Source organism: Pseudomonas sp. PVC-3-1 (assembly GCF_057444315.1).
Window position 1 is genome coordinate 4,097,940 of the sequence record NZ_CM172023.1, and the last position, 17,214, is coordinate 4,115,153.

Consider the following 17,214-nt stretch of genomic DNA (forward strand, 5'->3'; position numbering starts at 1 on the left):
TTTCATTCACTACGCATTAGTCGCCGCGGTATTCGCAGCCGCTGGTGCAGGTCTCATGTACGCGCACCTTGGACAGCTCCGGCAGCAGCGGCTTGAGCTGTTGCCAGATCCAGCGGCAGAGGTTCTCGCTGGTGGGGTTTTCCAGGCCGGGGATGTCGTTCAGGTAGTTGTGATCGAGCTGGTCGTAGATTGGCTTGAAGATCTGCTTGATCTCGGCGAAATCGCGAATCCAGCCGGTATGCGGGTCGACCTCGCCCTCGATGTAGATGGCGGCCCGGAAGGAGTGGCCATGCAGACGACCGCACTGGTGCCCGGCGGGAACGTGGGGCAGGCGGTGGGCGGATTCGAAGGTGAATTCCTTGAACAATTCCAAAGTAGCGTGCTCTGTGACGATTGCCGGTCCTGGAGCGGGCCGGCCGGAAAATGGGCGCCTAGTCTATCACTATCGTCCCCGGCGGGCCGGCCGATCCGGCCAGCGGCTCACTTGATCGCCAGGCGCTTCGCCAGGCGGTTGAGGTTGGCTCGGTCTAGGCCCATCTCTCTCGCCACGGCCGCCCAGTTGCCCTGGTGGCGTTCCAGACTCTGGCTGATCAGGCGGCGCTGGAAGGCGTCCGTTGCCGGGCGCAGTTCGCCACTCAGCGCGGTGTCTTCGTTGTTCTCGACCTCGCTGGCGCCGGCATCGGACGTGCCGTTATGCAGGGCGTTCAGGGTGAGATCCTCGATGCCCAGGCTGAGGATGCGCGAACGCTGCGAGTGATTCGCCAGAGCCTTGAGCGAGGCCCGGCCGATCAGGTGTTCCAGCTCGCGTACATTCCCAGGCCAGGCGTAGCCGATCAGTGCCGCCTGGGCTTCGCGGGTCAGGCGCAGGCTACGCAGGCCCAGGCGTGGGCGGTTCTGCTCGAGGAAGTAGCCCGCCAGCAGCAACACGTCGTTGCCTCGCTCGCGCAGGGGCGGAACGCGCAGGGGATAGACGCTCAGGCGATGGTAGAGGTCGGCACGGAAGCGGCCAGCGCGGACTTCCTCGGCGAGGTCGCGGTTGGTGGCGGCGATCAGGCGCACGTCGACGTGGTGTTCGCGGTCCGAGCCCAGGCGCTGCAACTGACCGCTCTGCAGTACGCGCAGCAGCTTGGCCTGGATCGCCAGTGGCAGCTCGCCCACTTCGTCGAGGAACAGGGTTCCGCCATCGGCCAGCTCGAACTTGCCACGGCGTTCGCCCACGGCGCCGGAGAAGGCGCCGCGCACGTGACCGAAGAGTTCGCTTTCCACCAGCGTTTCCGGCAACGCCGCGCAGTTCAGGCTGATCAGCGGCTGGGTGCGGCGCGGCGAGTTGGCATGAATCGATTGGGCGACCAGTTCCTTGCCGACGCCGGTCTCACCAGTAATCAGCACGCTCAGGTCGCTGCCGGCCACCACCTGGATTTCATCCATCAACGCCTGGTGCGCCTTGCTCTGGCCTATCAATTCCCTGGGCTGGTCGCCGGAGGCACGCTGGTAGGCGTCGGCGCGCTGCTGCTCTTGCTCGGCACGCAGGGCCAGGTCGGTCATGCGCTGGCTGGCCTTCACTGTGGCGGCGGCGAGGCTGGCGAAGGCTTCGAGGTTGTCCAGGTCGCCGGTGGAGAATCGTTCCGGGTCCAGCGCATCCAGGGTCAGCAGGCCCCAGGGCTGTTCGTCCACCAGCAGCGGGCAGCCCAGGCAGTCATGGACTTCCAGATGGCCGTGTAAACCCTCCACCAAGCCGTCATACGGGTCCGGCAGGCCACAGTCGGCGGCGAAATGCGTCGGGCCGGGATGTTCGATGAGCGCGCGCAAACGCGGATGCTCGCTGATCTTGAAGCGGCGGCCGAGGGTGTCTGGGCTCAGGCCATCGACAGCCAGTGGCACCAGTTGGTCGCCCTCCAGGCGCAGCAGGGCGGTAGCGTCGCACGGCAGCAGGCCGCGCAGGGCTTCGAGCAGGCGGCGGTAGCGTTCGCTTTCCGGCAGCTCGCGAGACAGGTCGGCGACCAGCGGAAGGAGGGTGGCCAATAGTGGGTTGCGAGTCATATTGACCTCGATGGAGTCGTTTTGACCAGAATGGTTAAGGGTCATTATGACTCATGTTCTCTCGAAGGGCCCGTAAATACTGGATTCCCGGTTTGGCACGCTTTCTGAAGTATCTCTCGTAACAAGCACAGGCAGCCCCACTCACTGTCTGGCAAGCCCGAGGAGATCCACATGCTGTCCAACGAACACCGTACCCTGGTCAAGGCCACTGTCCCGCTGCTGGAGACCGGCGGAGAGACCCTGACCCAGCACTTCTACAAGATGATGCTCAGCGAGTACCCGGAAGTTCGTCCGCTGTTCAACCAGGCGCACCAGGCATCCGGCGACCAGCCCCGCGCGCTGGCCAATGGCGTGCTGATGTATGCGCGCCATATCGATGAGCTGGAGCAGCTCGGCCCGCTGGTGGCGAAGATCGTCAACAAGCACGTCGCCCTGCAGATCCAGCCGGAACACTACCCGATCGTTGGCAGTTGCCTGCTGCGTGCGATCCGCGAAGTCCTCGGCGAGGAGATTGCCACCCAGGCAGTCATCGATGCCTGGGCCGCCGCCTACGGCCAACTGGCCGATATCCTGATCGGCGCCGAGGAGTCGGTGTACCAGCAGAATGCCGAGCAGCACGGCGGCTGGCGTGGCGCGCGGCGCTTCCGCATTGCGCGCAAGGACGTCGAGAGTGAGGAAATCACTTCCTTCTACTTCCAGCCGCTGGATGGCGAGCCGCTGTTGGACTTCCAGCCTGGCCAGTACATCGGTCTGTCGCTGGAAATCGGCGGTGAGGAAGTGCGCCGCACCTATTCGCTGTCAGACGCGCCAAACGGCCGTGAGTACCGCATCAGCGTGAAGCGCGAACCCGAAGGCAAGGTTTCCAACTACCTGCACGATCGCCTGAACGTGGGCAATGAGCTGGACCTGTTCCCGCCGGCGGGCGATTTCGTCCTGCGCGCCGGCGACAAGCCGCTGGCGCTGATTACTGCCGGCGTCGGCATCACCCCGGCGCTGGCGATGCTCAAGCCGGCACTGGAGTCCGGTCGCGAGGTGCACTTCATCCACTGCGCCCGTCACGGCGGTGTGCACGCGTTCCGCGAGTGGGTCGAGGCGCAGTCCGACGCGCATCCGCAGCTCAAGCACTACTTCTGCTACAGCGAGCCGCGCGTGCAGGACGAGTCCCACGTCGAAGGCTTCCTCAGCCGCGAGCTGCTGGCCGACTGGCTGCCGCAGGACCGCGACCTGGAAGCCTACTTCCTGGGTCCCAAGCCGTTCATGGCCCAGGTAAAGCGTCACTTGCGCGAGATCGGTGTGCCCGAGCAACAGTCCTACTACGAGTTCTTTGGCCCGGCCAGCGCGCTGGAGGCCTGAACCTGAGCGCCGGCCCGGTGGCGGGTCGGCGCAACCCGAGGAGGTGTGTGATGGAAAGTCTTTTCGCTTGCCCGCAACGCAATCTGTCGATGTCCTGGTCGCTGTTGACCGGCGGTCTCGTGTTACTGCTGCTGGGAATCGTGGGAGCCTATTTCGTCGATGGCCAGTTGAACCTGCAAAGCGTTGTCGCAGCGCATGCCTTCACCATCCTCGGCCCGACACTATTGAAGCTGGGCTATGTGCTGCGGTTGGTAGCCCAACATCAGATGCGCAAGGAAGGCTGGGAGGCTTGCTGTGTTGCTGGTTGATCGAAAGGCTCTGCTGACGATTCCGCCCCTGTGGCGGCTGGGCTTCCGCCCGTTCTTCCTCGGCGGCGCGATGTTCGCGCTGATCGCCATCGCGGCCTGGGCGGCCGTGCTGCTCGGCGTGCTGCCGGCCTGGCAACCGCTGGGTGGCTGGCTGGCCTGGCACCGCCATGAAATGCTCTTCGGCTTTGCCGCGGCGATCATCGCCGGCTTCCTGCTGACTGCGGTGCAGACCTGGACCGGGCGCCCCGGCGTCAGCGGCAAGCCGTTGATGGTGTTGTCGCTGGTCTGGCTGGCGGCGCGGGTTGGCTGGCTCGTCGGCGCGCCGCTATGGCTGGTTACCGCGCTGGAGCTGGCGTTCATGCCAGCGCTGGCTTTCTTCATTGGCCGCAGCCTGTGGCAGGTTCGCCAGAAGCGTAACTACCCGATCATTGCGGTACTGAGCCTGCTCACGCTCGCCGATGCGCTGGTGATGGCAGGCGTGTGGACCGGCAACGATGGCTGGCAGCGCGGTGGTGCACTGGGTGCGCTGTGGCTGGTGGCGGCGTTGATGGGCCTGATCGGTGGTCGTGTGATTCCCTTCTTCACCCAGCGTGGGCTGGGCCGCACCGCCCAGGTGCCGGCCTGGAACTGGCTGGACAATTCGTTGCTCGGCGGCACCATGCTGGTGGCAGTGCTGAGCGCTGCCGGTTTCGGCCTGAACCCGCACCCACTGATGGGCATGCTGTTCGCCGCGCTGGCGGCGGGGCACCTGATCCGCCTGTGGCGCTGGTACGACAAGGACTACTGGGGTGTGCCGCTGCTCTGGTCGCTCCACCTGGCCTACCTGTGGATGCTACTGGCCCCGGCGGGCATGGCGCTGTGGAACTTCGCGCCGACCTTCAACGTCAGCCTGGCGATCCACATGCTTACCGTGGGCGGCGTCGGCGGCCTGATTCTGGCGATGATCGCTCGAGTAAGCCTTGGCCATACCGGCCGGCCGCTGCAACCGCCGAAAGTGATGTCCTGGGCTTTCGCGCTGCTCAACCTGGGTGTTGTCGCGCGGGTGTTGCTGGTGATCTGGTGGCCGCTGGAAGGCTTGAGCATCGCGGCGGCGTGCTGGGTGGTGGCGTTCCTGCTGTTCGCCTGGCACTACGGCCCGATGTTCTGGAAGCCGCGCCTGGATGGGCAGCCGGGGTAGGGCTGCCGCTGTTGGCGGCGCCGGGTAGACCAACGCTCAGGGTTGGCAACGGAGCCGCCGATCAAGATCGCGGACGCAGTCCGCTCCTACGCGCGCCGGTAACTGCGGAACGCTCTGGTAGGAGCGAGCTTGCTCGCGAACTTCCGGTGGCGGGATATGCCTAGAGCGGCTGCAGGCGCTCGCCCAGCTTGCCGCTGTCCGCCAGTTCAAGGAACTCGTCGCCCATCCGCCGGCTTTCGTCCATTGCCTTGCGCCAGTAGCGCTCGCGGCCGGCGTCGTCGCCGACGTAGCGGTGGAAGTCCTTGCGGTCCGGCAACTTGTTGTGCGGCAGGCGCGCCAGGTAGTCCTTGGACGGGGCGAGTAACAGCACATCCTGCAGGCGACCGGCATCGCCACGGCGCCAGGGCAGGCCCTTGTCGAACCAGCCGGGGATGACCTTGTCGGTGAAGTGCGGGTAGAGCACTACACCCTCGGGCTGGTAGGGCAGGTCCAGGTGATAGTCCAGCAGCCCACCGTCGCGATAGGTGCCGGGGCCGGCGCCGGGAATGTCGCGCACGCCTTCCATGACCATGGGAATGGAGCCGGAAGCGAGCAGGGCATGGCGCAGGTTGGCCAGGTCCAGGTGCAGGTAGCGCGAGGGGAAGTCCGACAGCGCCTCCAGCGGTGGCGCGCGTCGGGCGTCGTGGATGATCAGCCGTTCGAAGTGCCGGTGCAGGTGGCGGCGGCCGACCAGATTGTCGCGGATCACTGCGCCCAGCCCGAGGCCGAGGCTGGTCTTGCCGTCCTGCGCAAGGCGGCCATGGCTCTTCACCACCACCACGTTGAGGCGGTACCAGGGGTTGTCCAGCACGCTGGCGTCGTGGCCATCGAGCAGGTCGTCGAGCATCTTCGCGCAGCTTTTCGATACGTCGCTGATGCCCGCATTACGGGCGAAGCGTTGCTGGGTGTAGAGCTCGCCCAGGCGGCGAATGCCTTCGGCCGGGTCGGGCAGGCAGGCGCTGGCGAAGCGCCAGGAGCCGATGGAAGCACCGATCAGCGAGCGTTCGCGCGGTGCGCGCGGCAGCCACTCACCGAACAGGGCGAGGTCCAGGCCCTGGATGCCGAGCGCCTTCGGGCCGCCAGCGGCACCGGGAAGGATTCCTACATCGGCAGGGACCAACCCCCGTTCGCGAATGCGCTGGAGCGCGCGGCTTCCGGCCTTGAGGGTGAGGGCGGATGTCTTGATCAGGATGGCGGTCATGCGGATCTCGCTGTGGCAGGCCGCGATTATAGAGCCTGTATGCCAGGAACAAGGATACTTCACCGGGTGAATGATCTTTGCTGATTCAGCTTCAATTAAGTCCTTCACCTTAATCTGACAGCAGTGAAATTCTGACGAGGTAAGCTCATGAAATGGCTGCTGATCCTGACAACGCTCTCCGCGCTGCTGCTGGGCGCCGGCGTCGCTACAGCCCACGACATCGGCCCGGACGAAGCGCTGCGTCTGCGCGATGCGGGCACCATCCGCAACTTCGAGGAGCTCAACCGCACCGCGCTGGCCAAGCATGCCGGTGGTTCGGTGTACGATAGCGAGCTCGAGCTGGAACATGGCCGCTATCTGTACAAGGTCGACATCAAGGACGCCCAGGGCGTGAAGTGGGATGTCGAGCTGGATGCGGTCACCGGCGAAGTCCTCACCGATCACCAGGATGACTGATGAAGACCGTTCTGCCGCGCGTGGCGCTGCTCGGCCTGGCGCTCGCCGCCATTGCCGGCGTCGCGCAGGCCCATGACCTCAGCCAGGACGAAGCCCTGCGCCTGAGCAAGGAAGGGGTAATCCGCCCCTTCGAGGAAATCCTCCCCGCTGCGCTGAGCCGCTACCCCGGCTCGCGACTGCTCGAAGCCGAGCTGGAAAAGGAGCACGGCAACTACATTTATGAAGTGGAGTTGCTGACCGTTGACGGTGTGGTGCGCGAACTGGAACTGGATGCCCGCGATGGCCGCATCCTCAAGGATAAGGAAGACGACTGATGCGCCTGCTGCTGGTGGAAGACCATGTACCCCTGGCCGATGAACTGTTGGCGACCCTCACCCGGCAGGGCTACGCGGTGGACTGGCTGGCCGACGGTCGTGATGCCGCCGTGCAGGGCGCCAGCGAGCCTTACGACCTGGTGATCCTAGACCTCGGCCTGCCGGGCCGCCCAGGGCTGGACGTGTTGCAGGAGTGGCGCGGCATGGGGCTTTCGATTCCGGTACTGATTCTCACCGCGCGCGGCTCCTGGGCTGAACGCATAGATGGACTCAAAGCCGGTGCCGACGATTACCTGACCAAGCCGTTCCATCCTGAGGAACTGTTGCTGCGCATCCAGGCGCTGCTGCGCCGCGCCCGCGGGCTGGCCAACCAGAGCCAGCTGGAAGTGGCCGGCCTGAGCCTGGACGAATCGCGCCAGTGCGTGCAGCAGGGCGGCAAGGAAGTTGACCTGACCTCCGCCGAGTTCCGCCTGCTGCGTTACTTCATGCTGCACCCCGGCCAGTTGCTGTCGAAGTCGCACCTGGCCGAGCACCTGTATGACGGCGAGACCGAGCGTGACTCCAATGTCATCGAAGTGCACATCAACCACCTGCGCCGCAAGCTGGGCCGCGAGATCATCGAGACCCGTCGTGGCCAAGGTTATCGCTTCACCGGCAATGGTATTGCCCGTTGATGTCGATCCAGCGCCGACTCGGACTCGGGCTCGGCGTAGTGCTGGTGGTGGTTGGCCTGGTGCTGGCCCAGGCGGGGCTCTGGCTGTTCGACCAGGGCTTGCGTCGCTACCTGGTGAATGGGCTGCAGGACGAGGCGGAAAGCCTGCTGGTGGGAATCACCCGAGGTCCGGCTGGGTTGCAGTTGGACGGCCAGCGCGTCGATGCGGCCTATGAGCGGCTGTTCTCCGGGCGCTACTTCGTCATCCGCTTCGACGACCAGACCTGGCGTTCGCGCTCGCTGTGGGACAACGAACTGAAGCTGCCCTCGCACAAGGGCCTGGCCAAGTCGCTGGAGAAAGGCCCGGAAGGCCAGCGCCTGCTGGTCTATCGCGGCGATTACAAGCGCTACGGCAAGAGGCTCAGCATTGTCGTTGCGCAGGATTACACGCCCGTTCTCAAGAGTTTCAATCGCCTGCGCAACATCGGCCTGGGCGCCGGCGCGCTTGCCTTGTTGCTGGTCCTGGTGTTCCAGGGCTTCACCGTGCGCCGCGCCTTGCGTCCGCTGGAGCGCGTGCGCCAGCAGATCGCCCAGCTACAGGAAGGTCAGCGCAGCCAGCTGGACAGCCAGGCGCCGCGCGAGCTCGAGCCGCTGGTGGAGCAGATCAACCATTTGCTCCAGCACACCGAGGACACCCTGCGCCGTTCGCGCAATGCGCTGGGCAACCTCGGCCACGCGCTGAAGACGCCGCTGGCTGTACTGATCAGCCTCGCAGACCGCGAGGAGCTGCGCGACCACCCCGAGTTGCGCCGGGTCCTGCAGGAACAGTTGGAGCAGATCGAGCAGCGCCTGGCCCGCGAGCTGGGGCGTGCGCGGCTGGTGGGCGAGGCGCTGCCCGGCGCGCACTTCGATTGCGACGCCGAACTGCCTAGCCTGTGCGACATGCTCAAGCTCATCCATGGCGAGCACCTCGCCATCCACTGGCAGGCGCCACCTGCCACGCGCTTGCCGTATGACCGGGAGGACCTGCTGGAGATGCTCGGCAACCTGCTGGACAACGCCTGCAAATGGGCCGACGCCCAGGTGCGGTTGACCGTGGAGAAGGGCGCGGATACTTACCGGCTTTGCGTGGACGACGATGGCCCCGGTATCGCCGAGGATCAACGTGACAGCGTTCTGGAGCGCGGCACGCGCTTGGATGAGCAGGTCGCCGGGCACGGCTTGGGCCTGGGCATCGCACGGGATATCGCGGCGGCCTGCGGTGGCAGTCTGAAGCTGGACGGCAGTGAGCTGGGCGGGTTGCGCGTGGTGGTGGAGCTGCCGCGGCGCGCGGTGTGACTATCAGCTGCACCCGGCTTTCGTAGGAGCGGACTCCGTCCGCGATTGGCTCCGTGCCGTGCCGTGCCGTGCTGCCGTGCGGTTCGCGAGCAAGCTCGCTCCTACAAGGAAACACCGGCGCCTCTCTGTAGGAGCGAGCTTGCTCGCGAACCTGATCTGGCGCCGGCCTTGCCGGCGGATCGCGGAGAAGCTCCGCTCCTACGAGAGCATACGTGCGGACGTCAAACGCGGAACTGATCCATCAACCCCTGCTGATGGTTCGCCAGCTTGTTCAGCGACTGGCTGACCTGCGCCGATTCCTGCGCCTGGCTCGACAGCGACTCGGTGACATCCCGGATGCCAGCGACGTTACGGTTGATCTCCTCGGCCACCGCGCTCTGTTCCTCGGCGGCGCTGGCGATCTGCAGGTTCATGTCGGTGATCACGCCTACCGCGTCACCAATGCGCTTCAGCGCCGCCACGGCCTGTTCGACCTGATTCACGCTGTCCTGCGCCTGGCGGTGGCTGTTGCTCATCGCGCCGACCACATCGCGGGTGCCGTTCTGCAGGCCTTCGATGACCTGGCGGATTTCCTCCACCGAATCCTGGGTGCGCTTGGCGAGGTTGCGCACCTCGTCGGCAACCACCGCGAAGCCACGACCCGCTTCACCGGCACGGGCCGCTTCGATGGCGGCGTTGAGTGCCAGCAGGTTGGTCTGTTCGGCGATGCCACGGATCACTTCCAGCACCGAGCCGATCTGCTCGCTGCTCGCCGCCAAACCTTCCACCTGGCTCATCGCGCTGCTCATGTCGCTGGCCAGTTCGTCGATCAGGCGGGTGGTGTTGTCGATCACGCTGAGGCCGTCGCGGGTCGCACCGTCGGCGCCGCGCGCGGCGTCGGCGGCCATGGCGGCGCTGTTGGCGACGTCATGGGCGGTGGCGCTCATCTCCTGGGAGGCGGTGGCGACCTGGTCGACTTCGCGGAATTGCTGCTGCATGCCGGCGCTGGTCTGGCTGGCGATCTCCGAAGACTGGTCGGCGGTGGCGCGGGCGTCATGCACCGAGGATTTCACGTCGCGGATGATTGGCTGCAGCTTGTCGAGGAAGCGGTTGAACCAGCCGGCCAGCTCGCCGAGCTCATCCTTGCCGGCGTAATCCAGGCGTTTGGTCAGGTCGCCCTCGCCGCTGGCGATGTTGCGCAGCATGGCGGCGACGCCGAGGATCGGGCGGGTCACGCCGCGCGCGGTGAGCCACATGGCGAACAGCCCGATCAGGATGGCGATGAGACCGAAGCCGAGCTGCGAGACGGTGCCCTGCACGCGCTGGTTATCCAGCTCGTTCTGCAACTCGATGGCCGGGCCGAGCAGGACATTCTGCGGGACTTCCAGCAGCACGCCCCAGGGCTTGGAGCCGGGAATCGGTTGCAGCGGCTCGACGACGCGCAGTTGGTCGTCGTGGCGGAACACCTGCTCATGGTTGGCAGCAATAGCCTGCAGCAGCTCCGCACCTTGTTTCGGGTAGACCTCCTGTAGCTTCTTGCTCAGTTTGGAGACATCGGCGCTATGGCCGGCGAGCAGGCCGGCGGCGCTGACGATGCTGACGCGGCCCTGGCCGTCATAGAGTTCCTGGCTGCCCTCTACGGCGATTTCCTGGAGCTTCTCCATGCTGATGTCCAGGCCCATGACGCCGATGACCTTGCCGTCGAGTTCCAGCGGGAAGGCGATGCTGGTCATCAGCATCTTCTTCTTGCCCACTTCATCGAAGTACGGGTCGAGCACGCAGGGCTGTCCGGTCGTCTTGGGGCAGGTGAACCAGGCGTTGTAGGCGCTGCCGCTGGGACCGGGGCTGGTGTCCTGCAGCAGCGACTCGGCCATGGCCTCGGATTCCAGGTGGCCCGGCGTTGCCTGGGACCAGTAGATGGAGAAACGACCGGCATCGTTGCTGCCCAGCTCGCTCTGGCCGGCGAAGAGCTTGTCCTTGCCATCCAGCGCGTCGGGTTCGAAGGCGACGTAGAGGCCCAGCAGTTCCGGGTTGCCTTCCAGTGCGGTCTTCACCTGGCGGGTCAGGTCTTCGCGCAGGTCATAGGCATCGAGGAAGCGCTTCTGCGCCTGGTCGCGCAGGAACAGCACCTGACGGGAGAAACCCTTGCCGTACTGGTAGGCATCCATGATGTAGCGCTGGATGCGCATGGCCTGGACTTCGCCACGCGACTGCAGGCGTGCCTTGGCCGCTTCATCGAGCATTTCCGTGCTCGATTGCTTGACCAGTGCGGTGCTGGTTTGTGTGCGGTAGACGGACAGGCCGCAGAGCAGCGAGACGACGCCGAGCAGGCAGAGCCCGGCAAGCAACGTGATCTTCCACTGGATGGAGAGACGGCGCAGCAACATGGAGAGGGGTCCTTGTTTTAACGAAACCTCGGGAATGCCAGGTATATCGGCCTTTCCCGCATCTTCTTGACCCGTGACGGGGCGAAACGCCGGAAAACAGGCGATTCTGGCGTGCCGTTACGACGGGCGGCAGAAAGCCAGGCAAAAAGCGTGCGCACTGCGCAGAAATTCTCGCCAGGCGATTTCGGAAACGTCTTGATTCGACAAGGGTTTTGACACCCCCGCAAGGGTTTGGCAGAGTGCGCGCCTTTTGCCCGCGCGCTGGCGCGGCGATCCGTGAGAGGAGTGGAGTAGATGAATGCGGTGCTGATCGCCATTGGCCTGATGCTGGTGCTGAGCCTGTGTCGCGTGCATGTGGTGGTCGCACTGATCGCCGGGGCCGTTGCTGGTGGCCTGCTCGGCGGCCTGGGCATGGACGGCACGCTCAAGGCGTTCAACGAAGGGCTGGGGGCCGGCGCGACGGTGGCACTGTCCTACGCCATGCTGGGTGCCTTCGCCGTGGCCATCGCGCGCTCCGGAATGGCGCACGCCCTGGCCGATCGCGCCCTGTCGATGCTCGGCCGGCACGAGGCGAACGGTTCCAATGGCTTCAAGTGGATGATGGTCGGCCTGCTGCTGGTGGTGGCGATCTCCTCGCAGAATGTCCTGCCGATCCACATCGCCTTCATTCCGCTGCTGGTGCCGCCGCTGCTCTACGTGCTGACGCGCTTGCAGATCGACCGCCGGCTGATCGCCTGCGTCATCACCTTCGGCCTGATCACGCCCTACATGTTCCTGCCGGTGGGCTTTGGCAATATCTTCCTGAACCAGATCCTGCTGGCCAACGTGGCTCGCGCGGGTGTCGACGTGCAGGGCATCAACGTCACCCACGCCATGCTGATCCCCGCGCTGGGCATGGTCTGCGGCCTGCTGGTCGCGGTGCTCTTCAGCTACCGGCGCAAGCGCGAGTACGACCTGGAGCGCATCGAACAGGCTGAGCGGGTCGACACGCCCTACAGCAAGATGAGCCTGCTGGTGGCTGGCGTCGCGGTGGCAGCGGCCTTTGCCGTGCAACTGCTGCTGGACTCGATGATTCTCGGTGCGCTGGTGGGCTTTCTGGTGTTTTCGCTGTCCGGCGTGGTGCGCTGGAAGGAAGCGGATGATCTGTTCACCGAAGGCATGAAGATGATGGCCATGATCGGCTTCATCATGATCGCCGCCCAGGGCTTTGCGGCGGTGATGACCGCCACCGGGCAGGTCGCCAGCCTGGTGGACAGCGCCGCTGGCTGGATTGGCAGCAGCAAGGCGCTGGGCGCCTTCATGATGCTGCTGGTGGGCCTGCTGGTGACCATGGGCATCGGCTCGTCCTTTTCCACGGTGCCGATCATCGCCGCGATCTTCGTGCCGCTGGCGGTGCACCTGGGCTTCAGCCCGCTGGCCATTGTCAGCATCGTGGGTACGGCGGGCGCACTGGGCGATGCGGGCTCTCCGGCGTCGGATTCCACCCTTGGCCCGACCTCCGGCCTGAACGTCGATGGCCAGCACAACCACATCTGGGACACCGTGGTGCCGACCTTCCTGCACTACAACCTGCCGCTGCTGGCGTTCGGCTGGGTGGCCGCCATGGTGCTCTGAAAAACGGCCAGCAAGGCTTTGGCGCGCGGCAATCGCGCGCTGAAAGTTGCACTTGGCGGGTCAACTGCTGACTAATGAGCAGGTTTATCCATCCTTGGACCCGCTCATGTTCGAATCGAAACTGGAATACCGGACGTTCCTCGCCCTGCTGCTGGTGGTGACACTCGCCTTCGGCTGGATCCTGCTGCCGTTCTACGGGGCAGTCTTCTGGGGCACCATTCTGGCGATCATCTTTGCCCCGTTGCAGCGCCGCCTGCGGGTGAAACTCAACGGGCGCAACAATCTCGCCGCGCTGATTTCCCTCGCCGTGTGCTTCCTGATCGTGATCCTGCCGGTGACCTTCATCGCCGGCGCGCTGGTGCAGGAAGGCGCAACCGTCTACCAGCGACTGAAGTCGGGTGAGCTGAATTTCATCTCTTACTACCAGCAGGCGGTCGCCGCGCTGCCGGGCTGGGCCCACCAGTTGCTGGAACGCTTCGATCTGGCTGACCTCTCCAGCCTGCAGGAAAAACTCTCGGCAGGGGCGATGCAGGCCAGCCAACTGGTCGCCACCAAGGCGTTCAGCATCGGCCAGAACACCTTCGAGTTCGTCATCAGCTTCGGCATCATGCTCTACCTGTTGTTCTTCCTCCTGCGCGATGGGCCGACCCTGGGCAAGCGGATCAAGCAGGCTGTGCCGCTGAGTGGGGAACACAAGCAGCACCTGTTCACCAAATTCACCACGGTGATCCGCGCCACGGTAAAGGGCAACATCGCCGTCGCTGCGACCCAGGGCGCGCTGGGTGGGCTGATTTTCTGGTTCCTCGGCATCCAGGGTTCGCTGCTCTGGGGCACGCTGATGGCCTTCCTCTCGCTGCTGCCAGCCATCGGTGCCGGATTGATCTGGGTACCGGTGGCGGCCTACTTCCTGCTCACCGGTGCGATCTGGCAAGGCGTGGTGCTGACGCTGTTCTGCGTCGTGGTGATCGGCCTGGTGGACAACATCCTGCGCCCGATCCTGGTTGGCAAGGACACCAAGATGCCCGACTACGTGGTGCTGATTTCCACCCTTGGTGGCATGTCGCTGTTTGGCCTCAACGGCTTCGTCATCGGGCCGTTGATCGCGGCACTGTTCATGGCGTCGTGGGACCTCTTCACCGGGCGTGAAGGCGAAGCGCCCAAGCCGGCGGAGTAAGGCGCCGGATCTGTAGGAGCGAGCTTGCTCGCGAACCGGGCCCCGCAGCGGGTTCTGTTCGCGAGCAAGCTCGCTCCTACGAAAAGCCGAGCCGCGCTAGGAGGAACTCCGGCCAATAAAAAACCCCGCCGAAGCGGGGTTTTTATTGCCTGTCGATCTTAGCCGGCGATGGCTACCAGCCCGCTGTGCTGGAGGATGTCCAGCAGCGGTTGCGGGTAGACGCCGAGGAAGAAGGCGAGCAGGGCGATGGCTACCAGCATGATGCCGCCGGCGCGCTGGGCCCAGTCCAGGGGCGCGTCGTGGCGCTTCATGTTCGGCTCGACCAGGAACATGGTCACCATTACGCGCAGGTAGTAGAACAGGCCGATGGCGCTGCCCAGTACCAGGGCGCCGACCAGCCACCAGTGCTGGGACTCGACGCCGGTTGCGACGATGTAGAACTTGCCGATGAAGCCGGCGGTCAGCGGGATGCCGGCCAGGGACAGCATCATCACGGTCATCACCGCGGTCAGCACCGGACGGCGCCAGAACAGGCCGCGGTACTCGAACAGTGCGTCGGCGTCGCGGCCGCTGTACGGGGTGGACATCAGGGTGACCACGCCGAAGGCGCCCAGGGTGGTGACGACGTAGGTGGTCAGGTAGACGCCGACTGCTTCCACGGCCAGGCCCTTGCTCGCCACCAGGGCGATCAGCAGGTAGCCGAAGTGGGCGATGGACGAGTAGCCCAGCAGGCGCTTGATGTTGCTCTGGGTCAGCGCCAGCAGGTTGCCGATCAGGATCGAGGCGATGGCAATGACCGCGATGGCGTCATGCAGCAGACCGTTGTTCAGGGCCGCCGGAGCGATCTGGAACAGGCGCAGCAGCACGGCGAACACGGCGACCTTGGCGGTAGTGGCCAGGAAGGTGGCAACCGGGGCCGGGGCGCCTTCGTAGACGTCCGGGGTCCACAGATGGAACGGCGCGAGGGACAGCTTGAAGCCCAGGCCGACGACCATCATGCCGACGCCGATGGACAGCAGCGGGCCATGGCTGGTGCCTTCCGCCAGCGATGCACCGATAGCCGAGAAGCCCAGGCTGCCGGATTCGGCATAAAGCAGGGCCATGCCAAACAGCAGGAACGCGGAACCAGCGGCGGACAGTACGGTGTACTTGATGCCCGCTTCCAGGGTGCGCTTGTTGAAGAAGGCGTAGGCCACCATGCCGTAGACCGGCACCGACAGCAGTTCCAGGCCGATGAACAGACCGGCCAGGTTCTGCGCGCTGACCAGTACCAGGCCGCCCGCGGTAGAGAGCAGCAGGAGCAGGTACAGTTCCTCGCGGTTGCCCGGGAAGCTTTCCATATAGGCGTGGGCGAGGGTGGTGCAGGCCAGGGCGCCGATCAGGATCAGGGCCATGTAGAAGCAGGCGAAGTTGTCGACCACCATGAGCGGGGTGACTTCGATCGGGGTGACTTTCAGCACCGGGATGATCGACAGCAGGGCCAGGTTCAGACCGATCACCGAGAGGGTGGCGGTCATCGAGTGGTTACGCTTCCAGGCTACCGCGAGCATCACCACCACCAGGGTGGCGCTGGTGATGAGCAGTGGCAGGAGCGCGATGAAGTGTTGAATCGTGAAGGTCATTTCGCGCTTACCGTGCTGCCAGAGTGGAGAGGGCGGCACCCAGCCATTGCTGGACGCCGTGCATGGTTGCCGCGGAGGTGTCGAGGACCGGCTGCGGGTAGACGCCGAGCACGATCAGCAGCACCGCCAGGCCGAGCACCATGAGCAGCTCGCGGGCGTTCAGGCCGGCGATGGCGGTGTCGGACTTGGCCGGGCCGAAGTAGGCGCGGTGGATCATGATCAGCGAGTAGACCGAGCCGAACACCAGGCCGAAGGTGGCGATCACGGTGATCACCGGAACGACCTTGAAGCTGCCCAGCAGGATCAGGAATTCGCCGACGAAGTTGCCGGTGCCCGGCAGACCCAGCGACGCGGTGGCGAAGAACAGGGCCACGGCTGGCAGGTACGGGATGCGCGACCACAGGCCGCCCATCTTGCGCATGTCACGGGTGTGCAGGCGCTCGTACAGTTGGCCACACAGGATGAACAGCGCAGCGGCGGAGAGGCCGTGGGCGATCATCTGCACGACTACACCCTGCAGCGCCTGGGGGCTGCCGGAGTAGATGCCGATCATCACGAAGCCCATGTGCGACACGGAGGAGTAGGCCACCAGACGCTTGATGTCGGTCTGCGCGAACGACAGGAAGGCGCCGTAGAATATGCCGATCAGACCCAGGGTCATGGCGATCGGGGCAAACTCGGCCGAGGCATTGGGGAACAGCGGCAGGGCAAAGCGGATCAGGCCGTAGGCGGCGGTCTTCAGCAGGATGCCGGCCAGGTCCACGGAGCCAGCGGTCGGCGCCTGGGCGTGGGCATCGGGCAGCCAGGAGTGCACCGGCACAACCGGCATTTTCACCGCGAAGGCGACGAAGAAGCCGAGCATCAGGATCCACTCGGTGTGCGGCGGCAACTGGGTCTTCAGCAGGTCGGCGTAGTTGAAGGTCAGCACGCCGGTGCTGTTGTAGTGCACGAATACCAGACCCAGGATCGCCACCAGCATCACCAGGCCGCTGGCCTGGGTGAAGATGAAGAACTTGGTGGCGGCGTAGATGCGGGTCTTCTTGCCATCGTCCGAGCTATGACCCCAGAGCGCGATGAGGAAGTACATCGGCACCAGCATCATTTCCCAGAAGAAGAAGAACAGGAACAGGTCGACGGCGAGGAACACGCCGATCACACCGCCCAGAATCCACAGCAGGTTCAGGTGGAAGAAGCCGATGCGGCGCTGGATCTCGTTCCACGAGCAGAGGACGGACAGCACGCCGAGCAGGCCGGTCAGCGCGACCATCAGCAGGGACAGGCCGTCCATTGCCAGGTGGAAGCTGATGCCGAAACGCTCGATCCAGGACAGCTTGAATTCCAGTGTCCACTGCGGCTCGCCACCCGGCGCCGGGGCCAGCTGGAAGTCGCCGGTGTGCCACACCCACAGGCTCAGGGCCAGGGTGAGGACCATCGATCCCAGGGCGACCCAGCGAGGCAGGGTCTTGCTGGTGTACTCGGCGATCCAGCAAAGGAAGCCGCCGATGAAGGGGATCAGGATTAGCCAGGGCAGAATCATGTCGGGCTCAATCTCTTTCGTGA

15 protein-coding genes are annotated in these 17,214 nt (G+C 65.0%); 9 read left to right on the top strand and 6 right to left on the bottom strand.

What is annotated here, in order from left to right; genetic code table 11:
* Window positions 1-16: 16 nt before the first annotated feature.
* Together queD and norR are read right to left on the bottom strand one after the other, a co-directional pair.
* The gene (gene queD / locus AC2T4A_RS18935; protein ID WP_017516521.1) at window positions 17-373 is read right to left on the bottom strand and encodes a 6-carboxytetrahydropterin synthase QueD; all 357 of its coding nucleotides are present in this window, start codon (window positions 371-373) and stop codon (window positions 17-19) included.
* A 107-nt stretch (window positions 374-480) separates the two neighbouring features.
* Entirely contained in the window at window positions 481-2,040 is a 1,560-nt protein-coding gene (gene norR, locus AC2T4A_RS18940) for a nitric oxide reductase transcriptional regulator NorR (protein WP_486741525.1), read from the bottom strand.
* 171 nt (window positions 2,041-2,211) lie between these two features.
* Between norR and hmpA the strand changes: the two genes are divergently transcribed.
* Genes hmpA through AC2T4A_RS18955 form a run of 3 tightly spaced genes read left to right on the top strand, consistent with a single transcriptional unit; the run spans window position 2,212 to window position 4,878 of the window.
* Complete coding sequence (gene hmpA, locus AC2T4A_RS18945; RefSeq protein ID WP_486741526.1) at window positions 2,212-3,393, top strand: NO-inducible flavohemoprotein; 1,182 nt, start codon at window positions 2,212-2,214, stop codon at window positions 3,391-3,393.
* A gap of 50 nt (window positions 3,394-3,443) precedes the next feature.
* Entirely contained in the window at window positions 3,444-3,701 is a 258-nt protein-coding gene (locus AC2T4A_RS18950; RefSeq protein ID WP_416751884.1) for a transmembrane sensor/regulator PpyR, read from the top strand.
* Window positions 3,688-4,878, top strand: a complete 1,191-nt coding sequence (locus AC2T4A_RS18955; RefSeq protein WP_486741527.1) for an NnrS family protein — start codon at window positions 3,688-3,690, stop codon at window positions 4,876-4,878. The genes AC2T4A_RS18950 and AC2T4A_RS18955 overlap by 14 nt, the downstream gene beginning before the upstream one ends.
* A gap of 160 nt (window positions 4,879-5,038) precedes the next feature.
* On the opposite strand, the gene AC2T4A_RS18960 is transcribed toward AC2T4A_RS18955, so the two are convergent.
* Complete coding sequence (locus AC2T4A_RS18960) at window positions 5,039-6,118, bottom strand: patatin-like phospholipase family protein (protein WP_416751888.1); 1,080 nt, start codon at window positions 6,116-6,118, stop codon at window positions 5,039-5,041.
* A gap of 147 nt (window positions 6,119-6,265) precedes the next feature.
* On the opposite strand from AC2T4A_RS18960, the gene AC2T4A_RS18965 reads away from it, so the two are divergent.
* From AC2T4A_RS18965 to AC2T4A_RS18980, 4 genes are read left to right on the top strand one after another with little or no spacing between them, the layout of a single operon-like run.
* The gene (locus AC2T4A_RS18965; protein WP_416751889.1) at window positions 6,266-6,574 is read left to right on the top strand and encodes a PepSY domain-containing protein; all 309 of its coding nucleotides are present in this window, start codon (window positions 6,266-6,268) and stop codon (window positions 6,572-6,574) included.
* Complete coding sequence (locus AC2T4A_RS18970; protein ID WP_416751891.1) at window positions 6,574-6,888, top strand: PepSY domain-containing protein; 315 nt, start codon at window positions 6,574-6,576, stop codon at window positions 6,886-6,888. The genes AC2T4A_RS18965 and AC2T4A_RS18970 overlap by 1 nt, the downstream gene beginning before the upstream one ends.
* A complete protein-coding gene (locus AC2T4A_RS18975; protein WP_416751893.1) occupies window positions 6,888-7,562 on the top strand; it encodes a response regulator transcription factor in 675 nt (224 codons plus the stop codon). Before AC2T4A_RS18970 ends, AC2T4A_RS18975 begins: the two co-directional genes overlap by 1 nt.
* A complete protein-coding gene (locus AC2T4A_RS18980) occupies window positions 7,559-8,878 on the top strand; it encodes an ATP-binding protein (RefSeq protein WP_486741528.1) in 1,320 nt (439 codons plus the stop codon). The genes AC2T4A_RS18975 and AC2T4A_RS18980 overlap by 4 nt, the downstream gene beginning before the upstream one ends.
* Before the next feature lie 221 nt (window positions 8,879-9,099).
* Here the strand turns inward: AC2T4A_RS18980 and AC2T4A_RS18985 are convergent, their stop codons facing one another.
* Window positions 9,100-11,244: a methyl-accepting chemotaxis protein gene (locus AC2T4A_RS18985; RefSeq protein ID WP_486741529.1), complete on the bottom strand. Its 2,145-nt coding sequence runs from the start codon at window positions 11,242-11,244 to the stop codon at window positions 9,100-9,102.
* 294 nt (window positions 11,245-11,538) lie between these two features.
* Here AC2T4A_RS18985 and AC2T4A_RS18990 point away from each other — a divergent pair, with 294 nt between their 5' ends.
* Together AC2T4A_RS18990 and AC2T4A_RS18995 are read left to right on the top strand one after the other, a co-directional pair.
* Window positions 11,539-12,858: a Na+/H+ antiporter family protein gene (locus AC2T4A_RS18990; protein WP_416751511.1), complete on the top strand. Its 1,320-nt coding sequence runs from the start codon at window positions 11,539-11,541 to the stop codon at window positions 12,856-12,858.
* A gap of 106 nt (window positions 12,859-12,964) precedes the next feature.
* The gene (locus tag AC2T4A_RS18995) at window positions 12,965-14,032 is read left to right on the top strand and encodes an AI-2E family transporter (RefSeq protein ID WP_416751509.1); all 1,068 of its coding nucleotides are present in this window, start codon (window positions 12,965-12,967) and stop codon (window positions 14,030-14,032) included.
* A gap of 158 nt (window positions 14,033-14,190) precedes the next feature.
* On the opposite strand, the gene nuoN is transcribed toward AC2T4A_RS18995, so the two are convergent.
* Window positions 14,191-15,654, bottom strand: coding sequence for an NADH-quinone oxidoreductase subunit NuoN (gene nuoN, locus AC2T4A_RS19000; RefSeq protein WP_416751507.1), 1,464 nt, complete (start codon window positions 15,652-15,654; stop codon window positions 14,191-14,193).
* A gap of 7 nt (window positions 15,655-15,661) precedes the next feature.
* Window positions 15,662-17,191, bottom strand: coding sequence for an NADH-quinone oxidoreductase subunit M (gene nuoM / locus AC2T4A_RS19005; RefSeq protein WP_017517118.1), 1,530 nt, complete (start codon window positions 17,189-17,191; stop codon window positions 15,662-15,664).
* Window positions 17,192-17,214: the final 23 nt, after the last annotated feature.